The sequence below is a fragment of the Hydrogenobacter sp. T-2 genome (assembly GCF_033971325.1).
Classification (GTDB): domain Bacteria; phylum Aquificota; class Aquificia; order Aquificales; family Aquificaceae; genus Pampinifervens; species Pampinifervens diazotrophicum.
This window is the reverse complement of record NZ_CP117180.1, coordinates 140,882-156,052: the sequence shown is the minus strand read 5'-3', so window position 1 is coordinate 156,052 and position 15,171 is coordinate 140,882. Positions and strand designations below refer to the sequence as shown.

The 15,171-nt window shown below is 43.7% G+C and carries 14 protein-coding genes and 1 tRNA gene; 8 read left to right on the top strand and 7 right to left on the bottom strand.

The genetic code is table 11. The annotated features are described in order from the left end of the window. Positions 1–12: 12 nt before the first annotated feature. A complete protein-coding gene (locus IAE16_RS00900) occupies positions 13–1,215 on the bottom strand; it encodes a methionine adenosyltransferase (protein ID WP_323700823.1) in 1,203 nt (400 codons plus the stop codon). Between the two features lie 140 nt (positions 1,216–1,355). Between IAE16_RS00900 and IAE16_RS00895 the strand changes: the two genes are divergently transcribed. The 7 genes from IAE16_RS00895 to IAE16_RS00865 all read left to right on the top strand — a co-directional run bounded on the left by IAE16_RS00895 (position 1,356) and on the right by IAE16_RS00865 (position 7,633). Continuing rightward, positions 1,356–1,826: a rhodanese-like domain-containing protein gene (locus IAE16_RS00895; RefSeq protein ID WP_323700822.1), complete on the top strand. Its 471-nt coding sequence runs from the start codon at positions 1,356–1,358 to the stop codon at positions 1,824–1,826. A gap of 51 nt (positions 1,827–1,877) precedes the next feature. Then, complete coding sequence (gene hemN / locus IAE16_RS00890) at positions 1,878–3,248, top strand: oxygen-independent coproporphyrinogen III oxidase (RefSeq protein WP_323700821.1); 1,371 nt, start codon at positions 1,878–1,880, stop codon at positions 3,246–3,248. Beyond that, positions 3,245–4,156 carry an oligopeptide/dipeptide ABC transporter ATP-binding protein gene (locus IAE16_RS00885; protein WP_323700820.1) on the top strand — a complete coding sequence of 304 codons (912 nt, stop codon included), beginning with the start codon at positions 3,245–3,247 and terminating at the stop codon, positions 4,154–4,156. Before hemN ends, IAE16_RS00885 begins: the two co-directional genes overlap by 4 nt. Continuing rightward, positions 4,125–5,378: a hemolysin family protein gene (locus IAE16_RS00880; protein ID WP_323700819.1), complete on the top strand. Its 1,254-nt coding sequence runs from the start codon at positions 4,125–4,127 to the stop codon at positions 5,376–5,378. The genes IAE16_RS00885 and IAE16_RS00880 overlap by 32 nt, the downstream gene beginning before the upstream one ends. Next, positions 5,368–6,477: an RNA polymerase factor sigma-54 gene (locus IAE16_RS00875; protein ID WP_323700818.1), complete on the top strand. Its 1,110-nt coding sequence runs from the start codon at positions 5,368–5,370 to the stop codon at positions 6,475–6,477. Before IAE16_RS00880 ends, IAE16_RS00875 begins: the two co-directional genes overlap by 11 nt. Continuing rightward, a complete protein-coding gene (locus tag IAE16_RS00870; RefSeq protein ID WP_323700816.1) occupies positions 6,474–7,538 on the top strand; it encodes a M24 family metallopeptidase in 1,065 nt (354 codons plus the stop codon). Before IAE16_RS00875 ends, IAE16_RS00870 begins: the two co-directional genes overlap by 4 nt. 21 nt (positions 7,539–7,559) lie before the next feature. Then, positions 7,560–7,633 (top strand) — tRNA-Met (locus tag IAE16_RS00865). A 69-nt stretch (positions 7,634–7,702) separates the two neighbouring features. Here the strand turns inward: IAE16_RS00865 and IAE16_RS00860 are convergent. From IAE16_RS00860 to IAE16_RS00840, 5 genes are read right to left on the bottom strand one after another with little or no spacing between them, the layout of a single operon-like run. Continuing rightward, positions 7,703–8,320: a 3'-5' exonuclease gene (locus IAE16_RS00860; RefSeq protein WP_323700815.1), complete on the bottom strand. Its 618-nt coding sequence runs from the start codon at positions 8,318–8,320 to the stop codon at positions 7,703–7,705. After that, positions 8,317–10,170, bottom strand: coding sequence for a putative nucleotidyltransferase substrate binding domain-containing protein (locus IAE16_RS00855; RefSeq protein WP_323700813.1), 1,854 nt, complete (start codon positions 10,168–10,170; stop codon positions 8,317–8,319). Before IAE16_RS00855 ends, IAE16_RS00860 begins: the two co-directional genes overlap by 4 nt. Next, complete coding sequence (locus tag IAE16_RS00850; RefSeq protein WP_323700812.1) at positions 10,170–10,397, bottom strand: YggT family protein; 228 nt, start codon at positions 10,395–10,397, stop codon at positions 10,170–10,172. The genes IAE16_RS00855 and IAE16_RS00850 overlap by 1 nt, the downstream gene beginning before the upstream one ends. Beyond that, the gene (locus tag IAE16_RS00845; RefSeq protein ID WP_323700811.1) at positions 10,397–12,397 is read right to left on the bottom strand and encodes a sodium:solute symporter family protein; all 2,001 of its coding nucleotides are present in this window, start codon (positions 12,395–12,397) and stop codon (positions 10,397–10,399) included. The genes IAE16_RS00850 and IAE16_RS00845 overlap by 1 nt, the downstream gene beginning before the upstream one ends. Before the next feature lies 1 nt (position 12,398). Continuing rightward, positions 12,399–12,656 carry a DUF4212 domain-containing protein gene (locus IAE16_RS00840; protein ID WP_323700810.1) on the bottom strand — a complete coding sequence of 86 codons (258 nt, stop codon included), beginning with the start codon at positions 12,654–12,656 and terminating at the stop codon, positions 12,399–12,401. Between the two features lie 239 nt (positions 12,657–12,895). Here IAE16_RS00840 and acs point away from each other — a divergent pair, with 239 nt between their 5' ends. Continuing rightward, positions 12,896–14,788, top strand: coding sequence for an acetate--CoA ligase (acs, locus tag IAE16_RS00835; RefSeq protein ID WP_323700809.1), 1,893 nt, complete (start codon positions 12,896–12,898; stop codon positions 14,786–14,788). 1 nt (position 14,789) lies between these two features. Here acs and IAE16_RS00830 read toward each other — a convergent pair whose 3' ends face one another. After that, complete coding sequence (locus IAE16_RS00830; RefSeq protein WP_323700808.1) at positions 14,790–15,170, bottom strand: bactofilin family protein; 381 nt, start codon at positions 15,168–15,170, stop codon at positions 14,790–14,792. Position 15,171 lies beyond the last annotated feature (1 nt).

Genomic DNA, 15,171 nt, shown 5'->3' with positions numbered 1-15,171 from the left:
TTATGATATTAATCAGGCTACTGGATATAGACCCTCCACAAAGCCTTTCCAAACTTCAGGCATCTTATCAAGCTCTTCTTGTGCTATTTTCCTCACAAGCTCTTCAAGGCTTTTGAGGTCTTTCCTGGTTCTTACGCTCACATCCAAGACCTGAGGTTCGTTTATGGGTTTTCCTATTTGTGAGACTATATAGCAGCAGGCTTCCTCCACCTCTTCCACTTCCTCCACTACCCTCTGGGCTATGAGGTTTGCAACCCTGTTGTATATCTTGCCTATGTGAGAGATTGGGTTTTTACCTGCTGCTGCCTCAAGGCTCATGGGTCTGTAGGGAGTTATCAGACCATTTACCCTATTGCCACGACCCACCTGACCATCGTCTCCTTGCTCTGCGGATGTGCCAGTCACTGTAATGTAGACAGAGTTATTTTCCCTGCTGTCTGCTGTGTTTATGAAAACATCCACCTCTTTGGATACGATGGATTCTACCCTTTCTTTGACCTTTCTGTGTATTTCCTCTTTCTTTTGGAAATACTCTTGGATGTCCCTTATATACTTACCTACAAAGGCGAGTGCTATAGTGAGCCTAGACTTGTCCTTTATACGCACGCCCATAACCTTTATGTCTTCTCCTATCTCCGGATGCTCTTTTTTCATCTCCTCTGAGTTTAGAAACCTTTCCGCCTCAAATACAGCCCTCTCTAAGCTATCAAGGGGTGCATAACCTACGCCGAAGGAGGTGTCGTTTGCCAGTGGCACTTCGCCCTTTTTCTGAAATCTTTCAAAAAGCTCCACCAAGTCTTTGCTTCCAGGTTTTATCTTTGTGTGTATAACCACATGTTTTTCCACATCCAAATTCTTTATATTTTCCCTTAACCATCTTTTTGCACTTTCTACCGCAAGGTCATGAGCGTCAAGCCTTTTGCCATCTTTTTCTAATATTGCTCTACCCACAAGGTATATCTCTATGGGTTCTATAACCTCACCACCGCCAAACTCCGCCCTTGCAACACCACCCACAAGAAGTGCCTTATCCACATTATGATGCATAACCGCACCGTATTCTCTCAAATACCACAAGCACAGTTCTCTTGAAAGGTTTTCCGCAAGGTAGTCGCATATGGTGTCTGGATGTCCAGTGCCTTTACGCTCCACTATCTCCGCATCAAGCTCATAGGTTGGTCTAAAGGTCATAGGGGTTATCACTATGTTTGCCACTTAGCTACCTCCTTTAAAAGTTGCTAACACAAAAGTATAACATAGGCAGAGGTTAATAGCCCTTTATGATAAGCATTGACAAAGTATTAGAATATACTTATAATTGAATAAATGACTAAAATCATCAAAGGAGGAAAGCCATGAAAAAAATACTGCTTACCTTAACCTTGGGAGCTTTGAGCCTTGTGGGGACAGCCCTTTCTTACGATAAGGAGCTTGCAAAACGTTTCAATGGCATGTTTTCTCAGATGACGCCAGAGGTTCTCAGGCAAAGACCTTGCCAAATAACCACTCAACAGCTTCTCCAGATGATACAAAAGGGCGAAGACTTTGTGATTCTTGATGTAAGAACTCCTGCGGAGATTGCAGTGGTAGGACCCACATGGAAAAACACCCTCTACATACCCATGCATGAACTCTTCAAAGAAGAAAACCTAAACAAGCTTCCAAAGGACAGGAAAATAGTGGTGGTGTGCCATACGGGAGACAGGGCTGCAGCGGTGGTTACCGCACTCAGAGCCTTAGGTTTTGACAAAGCCTTTCAATTCAGGGGTGGTATGACAGAACTTGCAAAAGAGGTGGGAAGGGCTGCGACAGAATACGTGAAGTAAATTCCTCTGGGGGCAATGCCCCCACTTGAAAAGAGACTATATTTATATCTTATGAAAACTGTTTTTAACGAAAGCCTCATAAAAAAGTATGACCGTCCTGGTCCAAGATACACAAGCTATCCCCCTGCTACAGAGTTTAACGAGGAAGTAAGGGAAGAGGATTACAAGAGAATGCTTCTTCAGAGCAATTTTTCTAAGAGACCCCTTTCTCTCTATTTTCATATACCCTTTTGCGAAAGTGCCTGCTGGTTCTGCGGCTGTAATGTGATAATCTCCCACAGGAAAGATGTTACTAAAAGATACCTGGACTATGTCTACAGAGAAATGGAAATGCTCAAGGGCTACCTTGATACTTCAAGACCAGTGGTTCAACTCCACTGGGGTGGTGGCACTCCAAACTTCTTAAGCAATGAGGAGATAAGAGAGTTTTTTGGCAAAATAAGAGAGGTCTTTAATATCTCACCGGATGCGGAGATAAGCGTAGAAATAGACCCCAGATACCTTTCAAAAGGTCAACTGGAAACCCTAAGGGAGGTGGGCTTTAACCGTGTAAGTATGGGACTTCAAGACCTTGACCCAGAAGTGCAAAGGGCTATAAACCGTATACAACCCTACGAACTTATGCGGAAGGTTATGAAAGACCTAAGAAGTCTGGGCTTTAAGAGTATAAACATAGACCTTATATATGGACTGCCTTATCAAACACCAGAGAAGTTTAGAAAGACCCTGCTTCAAACCATAGAGCTTGACCCAGACAGGACAGCGGTCTTTAACTTTGCCTACGTGCCTTGGCTTAAGCCTTTGCAAAGGAAAATAGACCCCTCCACACTGCCACCACCAGAGGACAAGCTAACCATATTGGAGATGACCATAGACCTTTTCCAAAAGGCAGGTTATGTCTTTATAGGTATGGACCACTTTGCTAAGCCCGAAGACGAGCTGGCTCAAGCCCAAAGAGATGGGACTCTTTGGAGGAACTTCCAAGGCTACACTACCAAGAAAGGTGTAGACCTAATAGGTATAGGTGCAACCTCTATAGGCATGCTCCATGAGGGATATTTCCAGAACTACAAGACCATAAGAGAATATTACCTTGCCCTTGACTCAGGAAAACTACCCACCATGAGAGGCTACATCCTTACAGAAGAGGACTTCATAAGGCGTGAGGTTATAATGGAGCTTATGTGCAATTTCCGTTGTGACTTTGAGAAAATAGACCGGTCTTTTGGTATAAGGTTTGAAGAACACTTTTCTTCAGAGTTAGAGGAGCTCATGGATATGGAAAGGGATGGTCTTTTAAAGATAGAGGACAGAAGTATAAAGGTCTTGCCAGAAGGTAGGCTTTTGATAAGAAACATCGCTATGGTCTTTGACCAGTATATAAAGACAAAAAAGGAGCAGAGGTTTTCCAGGACTATATGAAAGAGGAGCTACTTCGTATAGAAAAACTTTCCAAGGTCTTTACCATTGGTCTATTCTCCAAAAGGTCTATCTGGGCGGCAAAAGAGGTGAGCTTTGAGATGGGATACGGAGAGATACTCTCTCTTGTGGGGGAGTCTGGTTCTGGCAAGAGCACTATAGGTAAGGTCATTCTCAGACTTGAAAAACCAACCTCAGGGAGAGTTCTCTTTGAAGGTAAAGACCCTTTCCAAATGGGAAGGGAATACACAAGGCTTGTTTCAGCGGTTTTCCAAGACCCAAGGAGCTCTCTAAACCCACGCATGAAGGTAAAGGAAATAATACAAGAGCCACTGCTCGTTCATGGAGAAAAAGACAAAGAAGAGAAGGTGCTTCAGTCCTTGCTTATGGCTGGGCTTGAGGAGGGTTTCATAGAAAGAAGACCAGAAGAGCTCTCTGGAGGTCAAAGACAAAGGGTTGCTATAGCAAGGGCTATAGTCTTGAAACCAAAGCTGATAGTGGCGGACGAGCCTACCTCAGCCCTTGATATGAGCTACAGGGCGGGCATATTAGAGCTTTTTCTCAGGCTAAAAGAAGAGGGAATAAGCACCCTGCTTATAACCCACGATATAAGGGCGGTTGAAAGGGTTTCAGATAGGGTAGGCGTTCTATACAGAGGAAAACTTGTGGAGCTTGGTCTATCAAAGGAGGTGCTCAAAAATCCTCTACATCCCTATACCCAGTATCTTTTAGACACAGTCCCAGCAAGGCATCCCTCCCAGAGGAAGGAGGTCTTTGAGGATTTTGTGGAGGAAAGCCTGCCAAGCCCTTGTCCCTTTTTCTCTCAATGCAAGTATAGAATAAAAGAGTGTGAGCAGGAAGTTAGGGAGGTAAAGCGGAATGGACGGCTCGTCTCATGCAATCTATACTGAGGTGCTTATATTTCTTTTTCTACTATTCATGTCTGGCTTTTTTAGCTCCTCAGAGGTGGTCTTTTTTGGTGCAAACAGGTATCTTCTCAAACTCAAAGAAAGGAAAAGGATATACAGGGCTCTTCTGAGACTGCTTTCAAAACCTAGAGAAGTGCTCCTTACCATCCTGCTTGGAAACGAGCTGGTAAACATACTCATATCCTCGTATGGGACAAAGCTATTTGTGGACCTTATGGGTCCAAAGGGTGCAGGCTTTGCGGTTATTTTCTCAAGCATGCTAATATTTGTCTTTGGTGAGGTGCTTCCAAAAAACACAGTTCTACCCTTTACCACAAGGCTTGCTCCCATATACTATGTGCCCTTTATCCTCATCCATGGACTTATAAAGCCTATTCGCACAGTCCTTATAGGACCAGTTAGCAAACTTATAGGTCTTGTAGAGGTAGAAGAAAAGGGTAAAGATTCCAGAGATACCTTTATGGAGCTACTTGAAACAGGTATGTCTATTGGATATTTTGATAAGAAGGATTTGGAAGTTGTGGAAAGGGCTATAAGCCTAAAGGATACCACAGTGAAGGAGATTATGACCCCAAGACCAGACATATTTATGTTACCAGAAGATAGCCTCTTAGAAGAGGTGATTGAGGAGATAATCCAAAGAAAGCATAGTAAGATACCACTTTTTTCAAAAAACCCTGACAACGTAGTGGGTATGCTGTACGTAAAGGACTTGGTTCCCATCTCAAAAAATCTGCGGAGACCTCTGAAGGACTTCAAGAGGGAGGCACTCTTTGTGCCAGAGATACTTAGCATAACAGAACTTATAAAGGAGATGAGGGCTCATGGAACTCAAACTGCCCTTGTGGTGGGTGAGCATGGAGAGATCTCTGGTCTTGTGAGCGTATACGACATAATGAAGTATCTCTTTGGAGACGTGCCAGAAAGCTGGGAAGAGGACATAGTCAAAGTTTCCAAGGATACATACATGGTAAGCGGATGGGTAGATGTGGAAACGGTGGCGAAGAGAATAGGCTTTGGACTTCCAGAAGACTACGAATATGATACAATAGGTGGCTTTGTAATGGCAAAACTTTCAAAGGTTCCAGAGGAAGGAGATGAGTTTTTCTACGATGGGTTTAAGTTTGTGGTGGATAAAATGGAAGGAAACAGAATTGTGAGCATCTTTATAACTGCAAAGCAGGAGGAGAAGGTTGAAGGATAAGCCCATAAGGGTTTTGCCACAAGTAAAGACGAGCATGCTACTGAAAATAGAAAACAGCCTTGAATTACTTTTAAAGACCTCGGAGGAACTTCTGCAAGAGCTTGAGCTAAAACAAGAAGAAAACCCTCAGATAAAGCTGACACTAAAGACAAAACCAAGATGGTTCTATGAGGAATACACAGAACGTCAACCTATCTTTACACAAAGCGAAATAAGTAAGGTTGAAGAACAAGTAAGGTATGAGTTTGACGGTCTTGACCTTGACATAGCCCTTGAGATAATATCTGGACTTAACCACAAGGGATTTTTCCTCGGAGACATAGGAGAAATAGCCAAACACTACGGAGTTAGCCCTGAGTATGTGGAGGAGATAAGAGAGTTTATAATGAAAGAGATTGAACCTTTGGGTGCTGCCAGTAGAAACCTTGAGGAGTTTATACTTGTCCAACTTGAGGAGCTATACCCTAAGGAGGAAGAGCTTCACAGAGAAGTCTTAAAGGTGCTAAAGGGTAAAAGCAAAGACCTTAGAGCAAGAGAGGTTTTGTCAAGGTTAAAACTTAGCCCCTTTGAAGGTAGTCAAGCGGCGTATAAAGGCGGTAGTGTGGATGTGGTCTTTGAATACGATGGAAGTCAGTGGTATGTTTTTCTTATGGAAGACTTTTGGGATGTGGAGGCGGTAGGGAGTCTAAAGCCTATAACTTTTATATTGGAAATGAGAAGGAGGGTTATGCGTGTGGTTGGAGACCTAATTTTGGAAAGACAGGCAGGCTTTATGCTGGGGAAAGAACCTCTAAAGAGCCTGACCCTCAGTGAAGTAGCCCAAAGGGCAGAGGTTAGCCTCTCAACGGTAAGCAGGATAGTTAGCAGAAAGTATGCAAAAACTCCCATAGGAGTGTTCCCTCTTAGGTCCTTTTTCCTAAGGGAGACAAAGGAAGGCTATAGCAAAGAAGAGATAATGAAAGCCATAAAGGAGATACTTCAATCTGAAAAGGGCAGGCTTTCTGACCAAGAGATTTCAAAGCTACTAAAAGATAGAGGCATACACATAGCAAGGAGGACTGTAAACAAATACAGAAGAATCCTTGAGGGCAGGTCATGAAAAGGATAGAAAAGGCTCAGGAGCTTTTGAAAAAGCATAAACTTGACGCTTTTGTTTTTAGTTCGCAGGCTAACGTTTTCTATCTCTCTGGCTTTAGGTCAAGCCATGCCTATGTGGTCATTACAAGGGACTCTTATCATCTTTTGACCGATGGCAGGTATTACGAAAAAGCCAGGTCTACTCTAAAAGACTGGGATGTGGTGCTCATTAAAGAAAATGCCATAAGGGTGATAAAGAACTTCCTAAAAAGACTAAAGGTTTCCAAGGTAGGCTATGAAGAGGATAGGGTGAGTTGTGAGTTTAGGAAGGCTCTAAAGGGTAGCTTTATATGGAAGGGCGTTTCGGGCATTCTAAAGGAAGTGAGGGCTATAAAGGATGAGGAAGAGCTAAGGATAATGAAGGAAGGGGTGAAAATTAGCGACAAGATATACAAAAGGCTTTTGCATGAGCTAAGAGAAGGAATGACTGAGCTTGAGGTAAGGTCTTGGCTTGTGGGGGAGTTTTTCAAAGCAGGGGCAAGTGGTGAGAGCTTTCCTGCCATAGTGGCAAGTGGTAAGGGTTCTGCTATACCTCACTACGAGACCTCTCAAAAGACTATAAAACACGGTGAGCCAATTCTCATAGACATGGGGCTTTTGTGGAAAGGCTATTGCACGGACTTCACAAGAACAATCTTTTTGGGAAAGGCGGATAGCGAGTTTAAGAAGGTTTACACTGTGGTAAGAGATGCTCATCTCCTTGCACTTGAGAAGATAAAAGTAGGAAAGAAACTGGGAGAGATTGACAAGACCGCAAGGGAATACATAAGAAAGAAGGGTTTTGGCAAGTTCTTTAACCATTCTCTTGGACACGGTGTGGGTGTTGAAATACATGAATATCCAAGGGTTTATTACAAGGGCAAAGACAAGGATGTGAAGATAGAAGAGGGGATGGTTTTTACTGTGGAACCGGGTATATACCTGCCTGGAAAGTTTGGCATAAGGCTTGAGAATATAGTGGTTGTAAAGGGTGGATATGCAGAGCCTTTATCGGAAATCCCTCTTGACTTGGTGGAGCTGTGATGCTATAATAATACATTCCTACGCGGGGTGGAGCAGCCTGGTAGCTCGTCGGGCTCATAACCCGAAGGTCGGAGGTTCAAATCCTCCCCCCGCAAGTTAAAACCCTTATAAATCAAAGCCTTGAGAAAAGCAACCCTCGTATAACTTAAGGGATAAATAAGGAGCTAAAATCTCCTAACGGGAAGGTCTTTGAGTTTCTTGTAGTTTCCATCTTTCAGAAGTCTTAACAATAGGAGGGCGGTCATATATGCATCCTCAAGGGCGTTGTGTTGGGTTGATATGGGAAGTTTAAAGATTTTTAGAAGTTCTTCAAGGGTTGGCACTTTACCCTTGTGTTCCACTAAGTCGAGCAGGTCAAGGGCGTAGGCTTTCAGGGAAAACCCACACTCCTCTTTTATAAGCCTTTTGAGCATGGCTATGTCAATTTGAAGAAAGTATCCTGCAAGTATATATCCCTTTGCGTACTCTAAAAACTCCATGCATATCTCTTTTCTCTCTCTTGCACTGCGTAAATCCTCTGGGGTTATGCCGTGCACTTTTATTGATTCGTTATACTCCTTTGTGGGCTTTAGAAGGGCATAGAAATTTTTGCTTAGGTCTATTCTGAGGTTTTCTATCTTTACCGCACCAATACCTAGAGCTTCGTCCTTTTTAAGGTCAAGCCCAGTAGTTTCTGTATCAAAGACTACAAAGCACAGGTCCTCAATTTTTGTCTCTTTGTTTACCTCCCAGCTAAGCTCTTCCCTGCTCCCTAAGAGTTTATCTATGAGAGCCCTTATCATTCAAAATACCTCAAGTTGTATCTTTCATATAGAAACTCTTGAAACTCTTTTATTATCCTGAATACATCCTTAAGCGTTCCCTTTTCTGCCTTTGATAGTTGGTCAGGGTTTATGTAGTTGTCTGGCTCTTTGCCTTCTTTTATCTTTTGTGCCTGAAACTTGAACCTTATACCGAGGAGAAATCTGTAGGCTTCTTTTAAGTCTTTTGCATATTCTGGTGTTAAAACTCCGTTTTTACTTAACTCCTCTATACGCTCAAAGGTGTTTTGTTGAGATATGCCCTTTTCAAGTGCTAAGGCTCGCACACCCTGAGTTATGGGGAATATGCCACCCTTTTTAATGTCTATCTCGCCCTTATGCTCTCCACTTCTTTCTACTACAAAGTCTCTAAAAAATCCAAGAGGTGGCTTAAACCTTACTGCATCTACCGCAAGGAAGGGAATAAAGCCCGGGTTTTTCTCTATGCTATTTTTCACGTGTTGCCACAGTCTTTGCACCAAAGTTTGGTCACCAAACACATTTCTGAAGTCAAAGAAAATCGCCACGTTAAGTATGTTTTCTGGCTTTGGCTTTTCAATCCACTCTGACACCACCCTTTCCCATTCTCCTGCAGACCTTCTCCAGAAGGGGTTTGATATCATCACATTACCAGGACACGGCGGAAAGCCTATCTGAAGAAGAACCTCTATGTAGACTTTTGAAAACCTTTCAAAATATGCTCTTGGCTCAAAGTCAAGAAGTGGATAGTCTTGATATATAAGTGCGTTGTCTTGGTCTGTTTTTAGGCTTTGCTCCTTCCTGCCTTCGCTTCCTAAGACCATTATGCTAAAGGGAACGAGGGGTTCTTCTCCAAGCCTATTCAAAGCTATGTAAACCGCCCTTTTCATAAAGCGGTCGTTTATCTCTGATATGTATTCTCCAAGTTTTTCTGGGTCTGTGCCATGAAAGACCAAATCCAACACCTGCTCCCTTACAAGTCCGTAAAGGTATCTTAGCTCTTGCACTGTCTTTGCCTTGTCTATCTCCTTTATAAGTAGAACCGCATTCTTGCTCTCATAGGCTATAATATCTCTGTCCTCAAGCAAGCCTATGGGTGTGCTGTTTTTGAGAACGAGTATCTTCCTTATGCCATGCCTTGCCATAAGCACCATGGCTTCGTAAAGGGTTTTATTGCTTTCTATAGAAACTACTGGAAAGGTGGCAACATCTTTCAGTTTTACTTCCTCTGGCTTTAGCCCTTTGGCTAATACCCTCTTTAGCACATCCCTCTCGGTTAGTATTCCCAGACCCTCTTGAAGTCTTACAAGAACATAGGTGCTATCCTTTGCCACCATTTCTCTTATAGCTTCCTCAACTGTCTTAGAGCCATCAAGGGTAAGTGGTGGTCTTAGGTTTAGGTCTTCAAGAAGAACTTCCATATGTTTTTCTACCGTGGAGGTATGTTGTTTTTTTGAGGCAACCAACCTTCTTGCCAATTTTTGAGTAAAATATTCTCTAAATCCTTCGTGCTCTCCCATCAGGGAGCTAAAAATCTTTCTATTAAGTAAAAAAACCACACTATCTTCTACAGCCTTTGCGGTTGAAGTTGGTGGGTTTTTGCTCATCAAAGACACATATCCAAAGCACTCACCTTCATGGAGGTATTCTACTGGCTCTCCTTCTCTCTCAAGCAGAACACTGCCACTTCTAAGTATGTATAGAAACTCTAAAGGTTTTGAGCCTTCTTTAAATATTACCTCACCTTTTTTGTAGCATTCCACCAATAGGTTATGGGCTATAGCTCTTCTCTGCTTTTCACTGAGAAGGTTAAAGGGTTCAATCTCCGAGAGAAACCTTTCTGCGTCTAACATTAGAGTAACTTTATGACCGCATACCTAAGTAGTAAAAGGGTTATGACTATGGCAAGGGTATGACAACAGGGAAGAAACTTCCTGTAGACCCTGTATGCGGGTTCTGTAGGCATATAAAGCATGTTGTAGAAGAAGTTTCTTCTATCTGTCGTGAAGAAGGATAGGGCGGCTCGCCCAAGGACGAGCCACATATAAAAGGCAAGGGTGTAATTGAGGAATTGCTCCATTACTCCTGAGCTCCAGCCTTTACTGCACCCTTTGGATAGCGTATGCTGTCTACAAACTCTTGGAGCTTCTGAGGCGGGGGTGGTGTAAGCCTTGAGACCACAAGGGCAACGAGGAAGTTAAGAGGCATGCCAAATATACCGGATGCTATGGGCTTTATGCCGAAAAGCTCTATGCCTTTGAACCTGCTAAGGTATAGGTATATGATGGTTGCAGTAAGACCCACTATCATACCCGCTATAGCTCCCTGCTTGTTCATCCTCTTGTCCCATATACCAAGCACGAGAGCTGGGAAGAGAGAAGCTGCGGCAAGAGAGAAAGCCCAGGCAACGAGTTCAACGATTATAGCAAGCCTGAAGCTGGCAACATAGGCACCTATAAGGGCAACCACAAGCAGTAGAGCTTTTCCTATCTTAACCCTTGTAGAAGGTGAAAGGTTAGGGTTTATCATCTTGTAATAAAGGTCGTGAGATATGGCGTTAGAGATGGTAATAAGCAATCCGTCCGCAGTGGAAAGTGCTGCAGCAAGACCTCCCGCTGCCACAAAGCCAGCTATAACATAAGGAAGACCAGCTATCTCTGGAGTAGCAAGCACTATCATATCTGGATGTATGGATATCTCTGCAAACTGCACTATACCATCTCCGTTTAGGTCCCTTATGGTTATTAGGTTTACCTTTGCCCATTTTTGGACCCAGTCAGGAAGTTCACTAAAGGCTTTGCCTACCAAGTTTAGCATCTCATACCTTCCAAAGGCTGCATAAGCTGGTGCGGTTATGTATAGAAGAAGTATGAAGAAGAGAGCCCATCCTGCAGAGGTTCTTGCTTCCCTTACCGTTGGTGTGGTGTAAAACCTCATTATAACGTGTGGAAGTCCTGCGGTTCCGAGCATAAGCATAAGCGTGAGTGCAAGAAAGTTTGCCATGCCTTTTGCATCAGAAGGAGGAGTTATGTAGGATTTTGGAGGTTTAGAAGCCTCAGTTGCCTTTTTCATGGCATCAGTCCACTTTTCCTTGGCTTCCTCAGGAGACTTAGGATACTCTTTTAGCTGTTTTTCTATCTCCGCCCTTTGGGGGTCATCCGCAGGCAGAGCCCTTAGCTTTTCCTCAAGCTCCCTTTTGCCTTGCTCCCAGCTCTGAGGCAGTGTCTCTATTTTTGCCTTTAGCTCTTCTGCCCTCTTTTTCCATATCTCTCTAACTTCCTGCTCCTTTGGGTCTTCCCTTAGCTGTGCAAATTTTTGCTCTATACCCTGAAGAGCAAAGCCGTAGGAGACTTGAGATATGGGATTGCCTGTGTATTTATAAGAGAGAACGGTCACTGGTATTAGATAGGCTATTATTAGCACTATATATTGAGCGACCTGCGTCCATGTAACCGCCTTCATACCACCGAGAAAGGAGCAAACCAGAATACCTACAAGACCCACAAAGACACCCACTTCAAAGGGGAGACCCAAGAGCCTGCTGGCGATTATTCCAACACCAGTTATCTGTGCAACAAGGTAGGTAAAGGACACTATAAGAGTTGCCACTATACCTACAAACCTCGGAAACTTGCCACCATATCGGGCATCCAAGAAGTCTGGAATGGTGTATGCACCAAACTTTCTCAGATAGGGTGCTATAAGGACACCCAAAAGCACGTATCCTCCAGTCCATCCCATAATGAAAGCAAGACCGTTATAACCCTGAAGTGCGAGAGCTCCAGCCATTCCTATAAAAGAGGCTGCGGACATCCAGTCCGCTGCAGTTGCCATTCCGTTAAAAACCGCAGGCACTCTTCTTCCTGCCACATAGTATTCCGCAACTTGACCCGTTCTTGAAATAATACCTATGGCAGCGTATACCGCTATAGTTCCGAAAAGGAAAACATAGCCTATAAAGGTGGGAGAAAGTCCAAAGAACTTTTCACCAATGTAAAGAAGAATAAGAAGCAATATGAGACCACCAGTGTAGATGGCGTATACCTTTCTTAGCCTTTCTATAAAATTCCTATCCACCATATTATTCCTCCTCTACTCCGTATTTTTTATCTACACTGTCCATTTTCTTTGCATAAAAGATGATAAGAATAAGGAAAACTATCAAAGCACCCTGAGACCCCATGTAATAACCAAGAGGGAAGCCAAATATAACTATTTTGTTGAGCCAGCCTGATATAAGGGCTGCACCGTAGGAGACAAGAGCCCAGATTAGGAGAACCAGAATCATAAGGTTTCGGTTCTCCCGCCAATAGCTTTCCAGCTGTTCTTTTGACAGCATGGTTTTACCTCCTTTCAAAAGTTTGTGATTTATTTTACAGGTTTTTTGTTTCGTGTCAAGAGTGTATTAACTTTAGCATATATTTATGCCTGTATTTCAAAAATATGTGATAAAAGTCGTATGTTTTTGATTGTATTGCTAAGGATTTTAAACAACAAACGCCTATTTTTAACGCTTACATTTACACAAGGACATTGCTGGGTTATACTTTTTAAATAAACCCACATAGGAGGTTTAACATGGAAGTAAGGGAAGAGGTTCACCTCAAGGTGGAAGAAAAGTATAGTCCTCCAGCCCACATAGTGGAGAGGGCATGGGTCAAGGACTACGACAGCCTATACCAAGAGTCCATCAAGGACAGAGAAGCCTTCTGGGCGAAGGTGGCAGAGGAACTACACTGGTTTAAAAAGTGGGACAAGGTGCTTGAGTGGAACTACCCCTACGCCAAATGGTTTGTAAACGGCAAAACCAACATAACCTACAACTGCCTTGACAGGCACGTGCAGGCAGGCAAAAGAAACAAGGTCGCTTACATCTTTGTGGACGAGGATGGAAGGGAGAAAAAGATAACCTACGGCGAGCTCTTGGAGCTTGTAAACCGTATAGCCAATGGTCTTAAGTCCCTTGGTGTTAAAAAAGGAGATAGGGTCTCCATATACATGCCTAATACCATAGAAGCTATAGCTTGTATGCTTGCGTGTGCCAGAATTGGTGCAATACATAGCGTGGTTTTTGCAGGTTTTAGCGAAGGGGCTCTCAGGCTCAGAATTGAAGATGCAAAGGCAAAGGTGGTGCTAACCGCCAGCTATACGAAAAGAAGAGGTAAAAAGATTGACCTCTTTGCCACAGTGCAAAGGGCTATAGATGGTCTTGGCTTTGTGGAAAAGGTGGTGGTCTGGGACAGGGACGGTGATGTGTTAAATGGCTCTGGAGGACTTTTTGTGAGCTTTGATGAGCTTGTTAAAAACAGCTCTCCAAACTGTGAACCCGTGGAAATGGATGCGGAAGACCCTCTCTTTATACTCTACACTTCTGGAACTACAGGTAAACCCAAGGGTGTGCTCCATACCACCGGTGGCTACATGGTGGGTACATACTTTACTACAAAGATAACCTTTGACCTTCATGAGGATGACATTTACTGGTGTACCGCGGACATAGGATGGATAACTGGACACAGCTACATAGTCTATGGACCCCTTGCCAACGGAGTTACTTCCCTGATAACAGAAGGTGCACCAGACTACCCTGACCCCGGAAGATGGTGGAGCTATGTAGAAAAATATAGGGTAAATGTTTTCTACACCGCACCCACTGCCATAAGGATGTTTATGAGATATGGAGAGCAGTGGCCTGCCAAGTATGACCTTTCTTCTCTGAGAATACTGGGTTCTGTGGGTGAGCCCATAAACCCAGAGGCTTGGCATTGGTATTACAAGCACATAGGCAGGGAAAACTGTGCCATAGTAGACACTTGGTGGCAAACAGAAACAGGTATGCATATGATAACTACTATTCCCGCATACCCTGCTAAGCCCGGAAAGGCAGGAAAACCCTACTTTGGCATAGAGGTGGCGGTCGTAGACAGCTCTGGGAAAGAGCTTCCACCTAATACAGTGGGCAACTTGGTTATAAAAACCCCATGGCCCTCCATGCTTAGAACCTGCTGGGGTGAGCCAGATAGGTATGAAAAGTATTGGAACACCATCCAAGGATACTATTTTGCAGGAGACCTTGCCTCTTACGACGAAGAAGACTACATAATGATACTGGGTCGTGCGGACGATGTGCTCAACGTGGCAGGACACAGGATAGGAACTATGGAAGTGGAAAGTGCTCTTGTAGACCATTCAGCGGTGGCGGAAGCAGCGGTTATAGGAAAGCCTCATGAGATAAAAGGTGAGTCTATAAAGGCCTTTGTAATTCTAAAGAAGGGTGTTGAACCCACAGACCACCTCAAGGAAGAGATAAAACAGCACGTAAGACAGATACTCGGTGCTATAGCAGTCCCAGACGAGATAGAGTTTGTGGAAAAACTTCCCAAGACAAGAAGCGGAAAGATAATGAGAAGGGTGCTAAAGGCTCAGGAGCTCGGGCTTCCTGTGGGAGATGTTTCAACGCTGGAAGACTAAATTATTGGGGGCTTTGCCCCCCTTTACTTGCTTCCTCCATAACACATTTTCCGTTAAAGATAGACCCTCTTTCTATGTGAAGCACTTCTGCGGTTATATCTCCTTTTACTACACCACCCTGCAGGTCTACATCCTTAGCCTTTATATTACCCTCAATTTTGCCATATATAACCACGCGTTCCAACTCCAAATTACCCAGTATCTCAGCACTTTTCCCCACTATTAGGCTTGCCCTACCCTTTACGTCTCCTATAACTTTGCCATCTACCCTTACCACCGTGCCATCGGTAAGTTTTATATTACCCTCAAACTCCACTCCATGGGCTATAAAGGTTTCAACCTTTTCTGGAGCTTGTTTATCTTGTTTCTTTGGGCCGAGCATG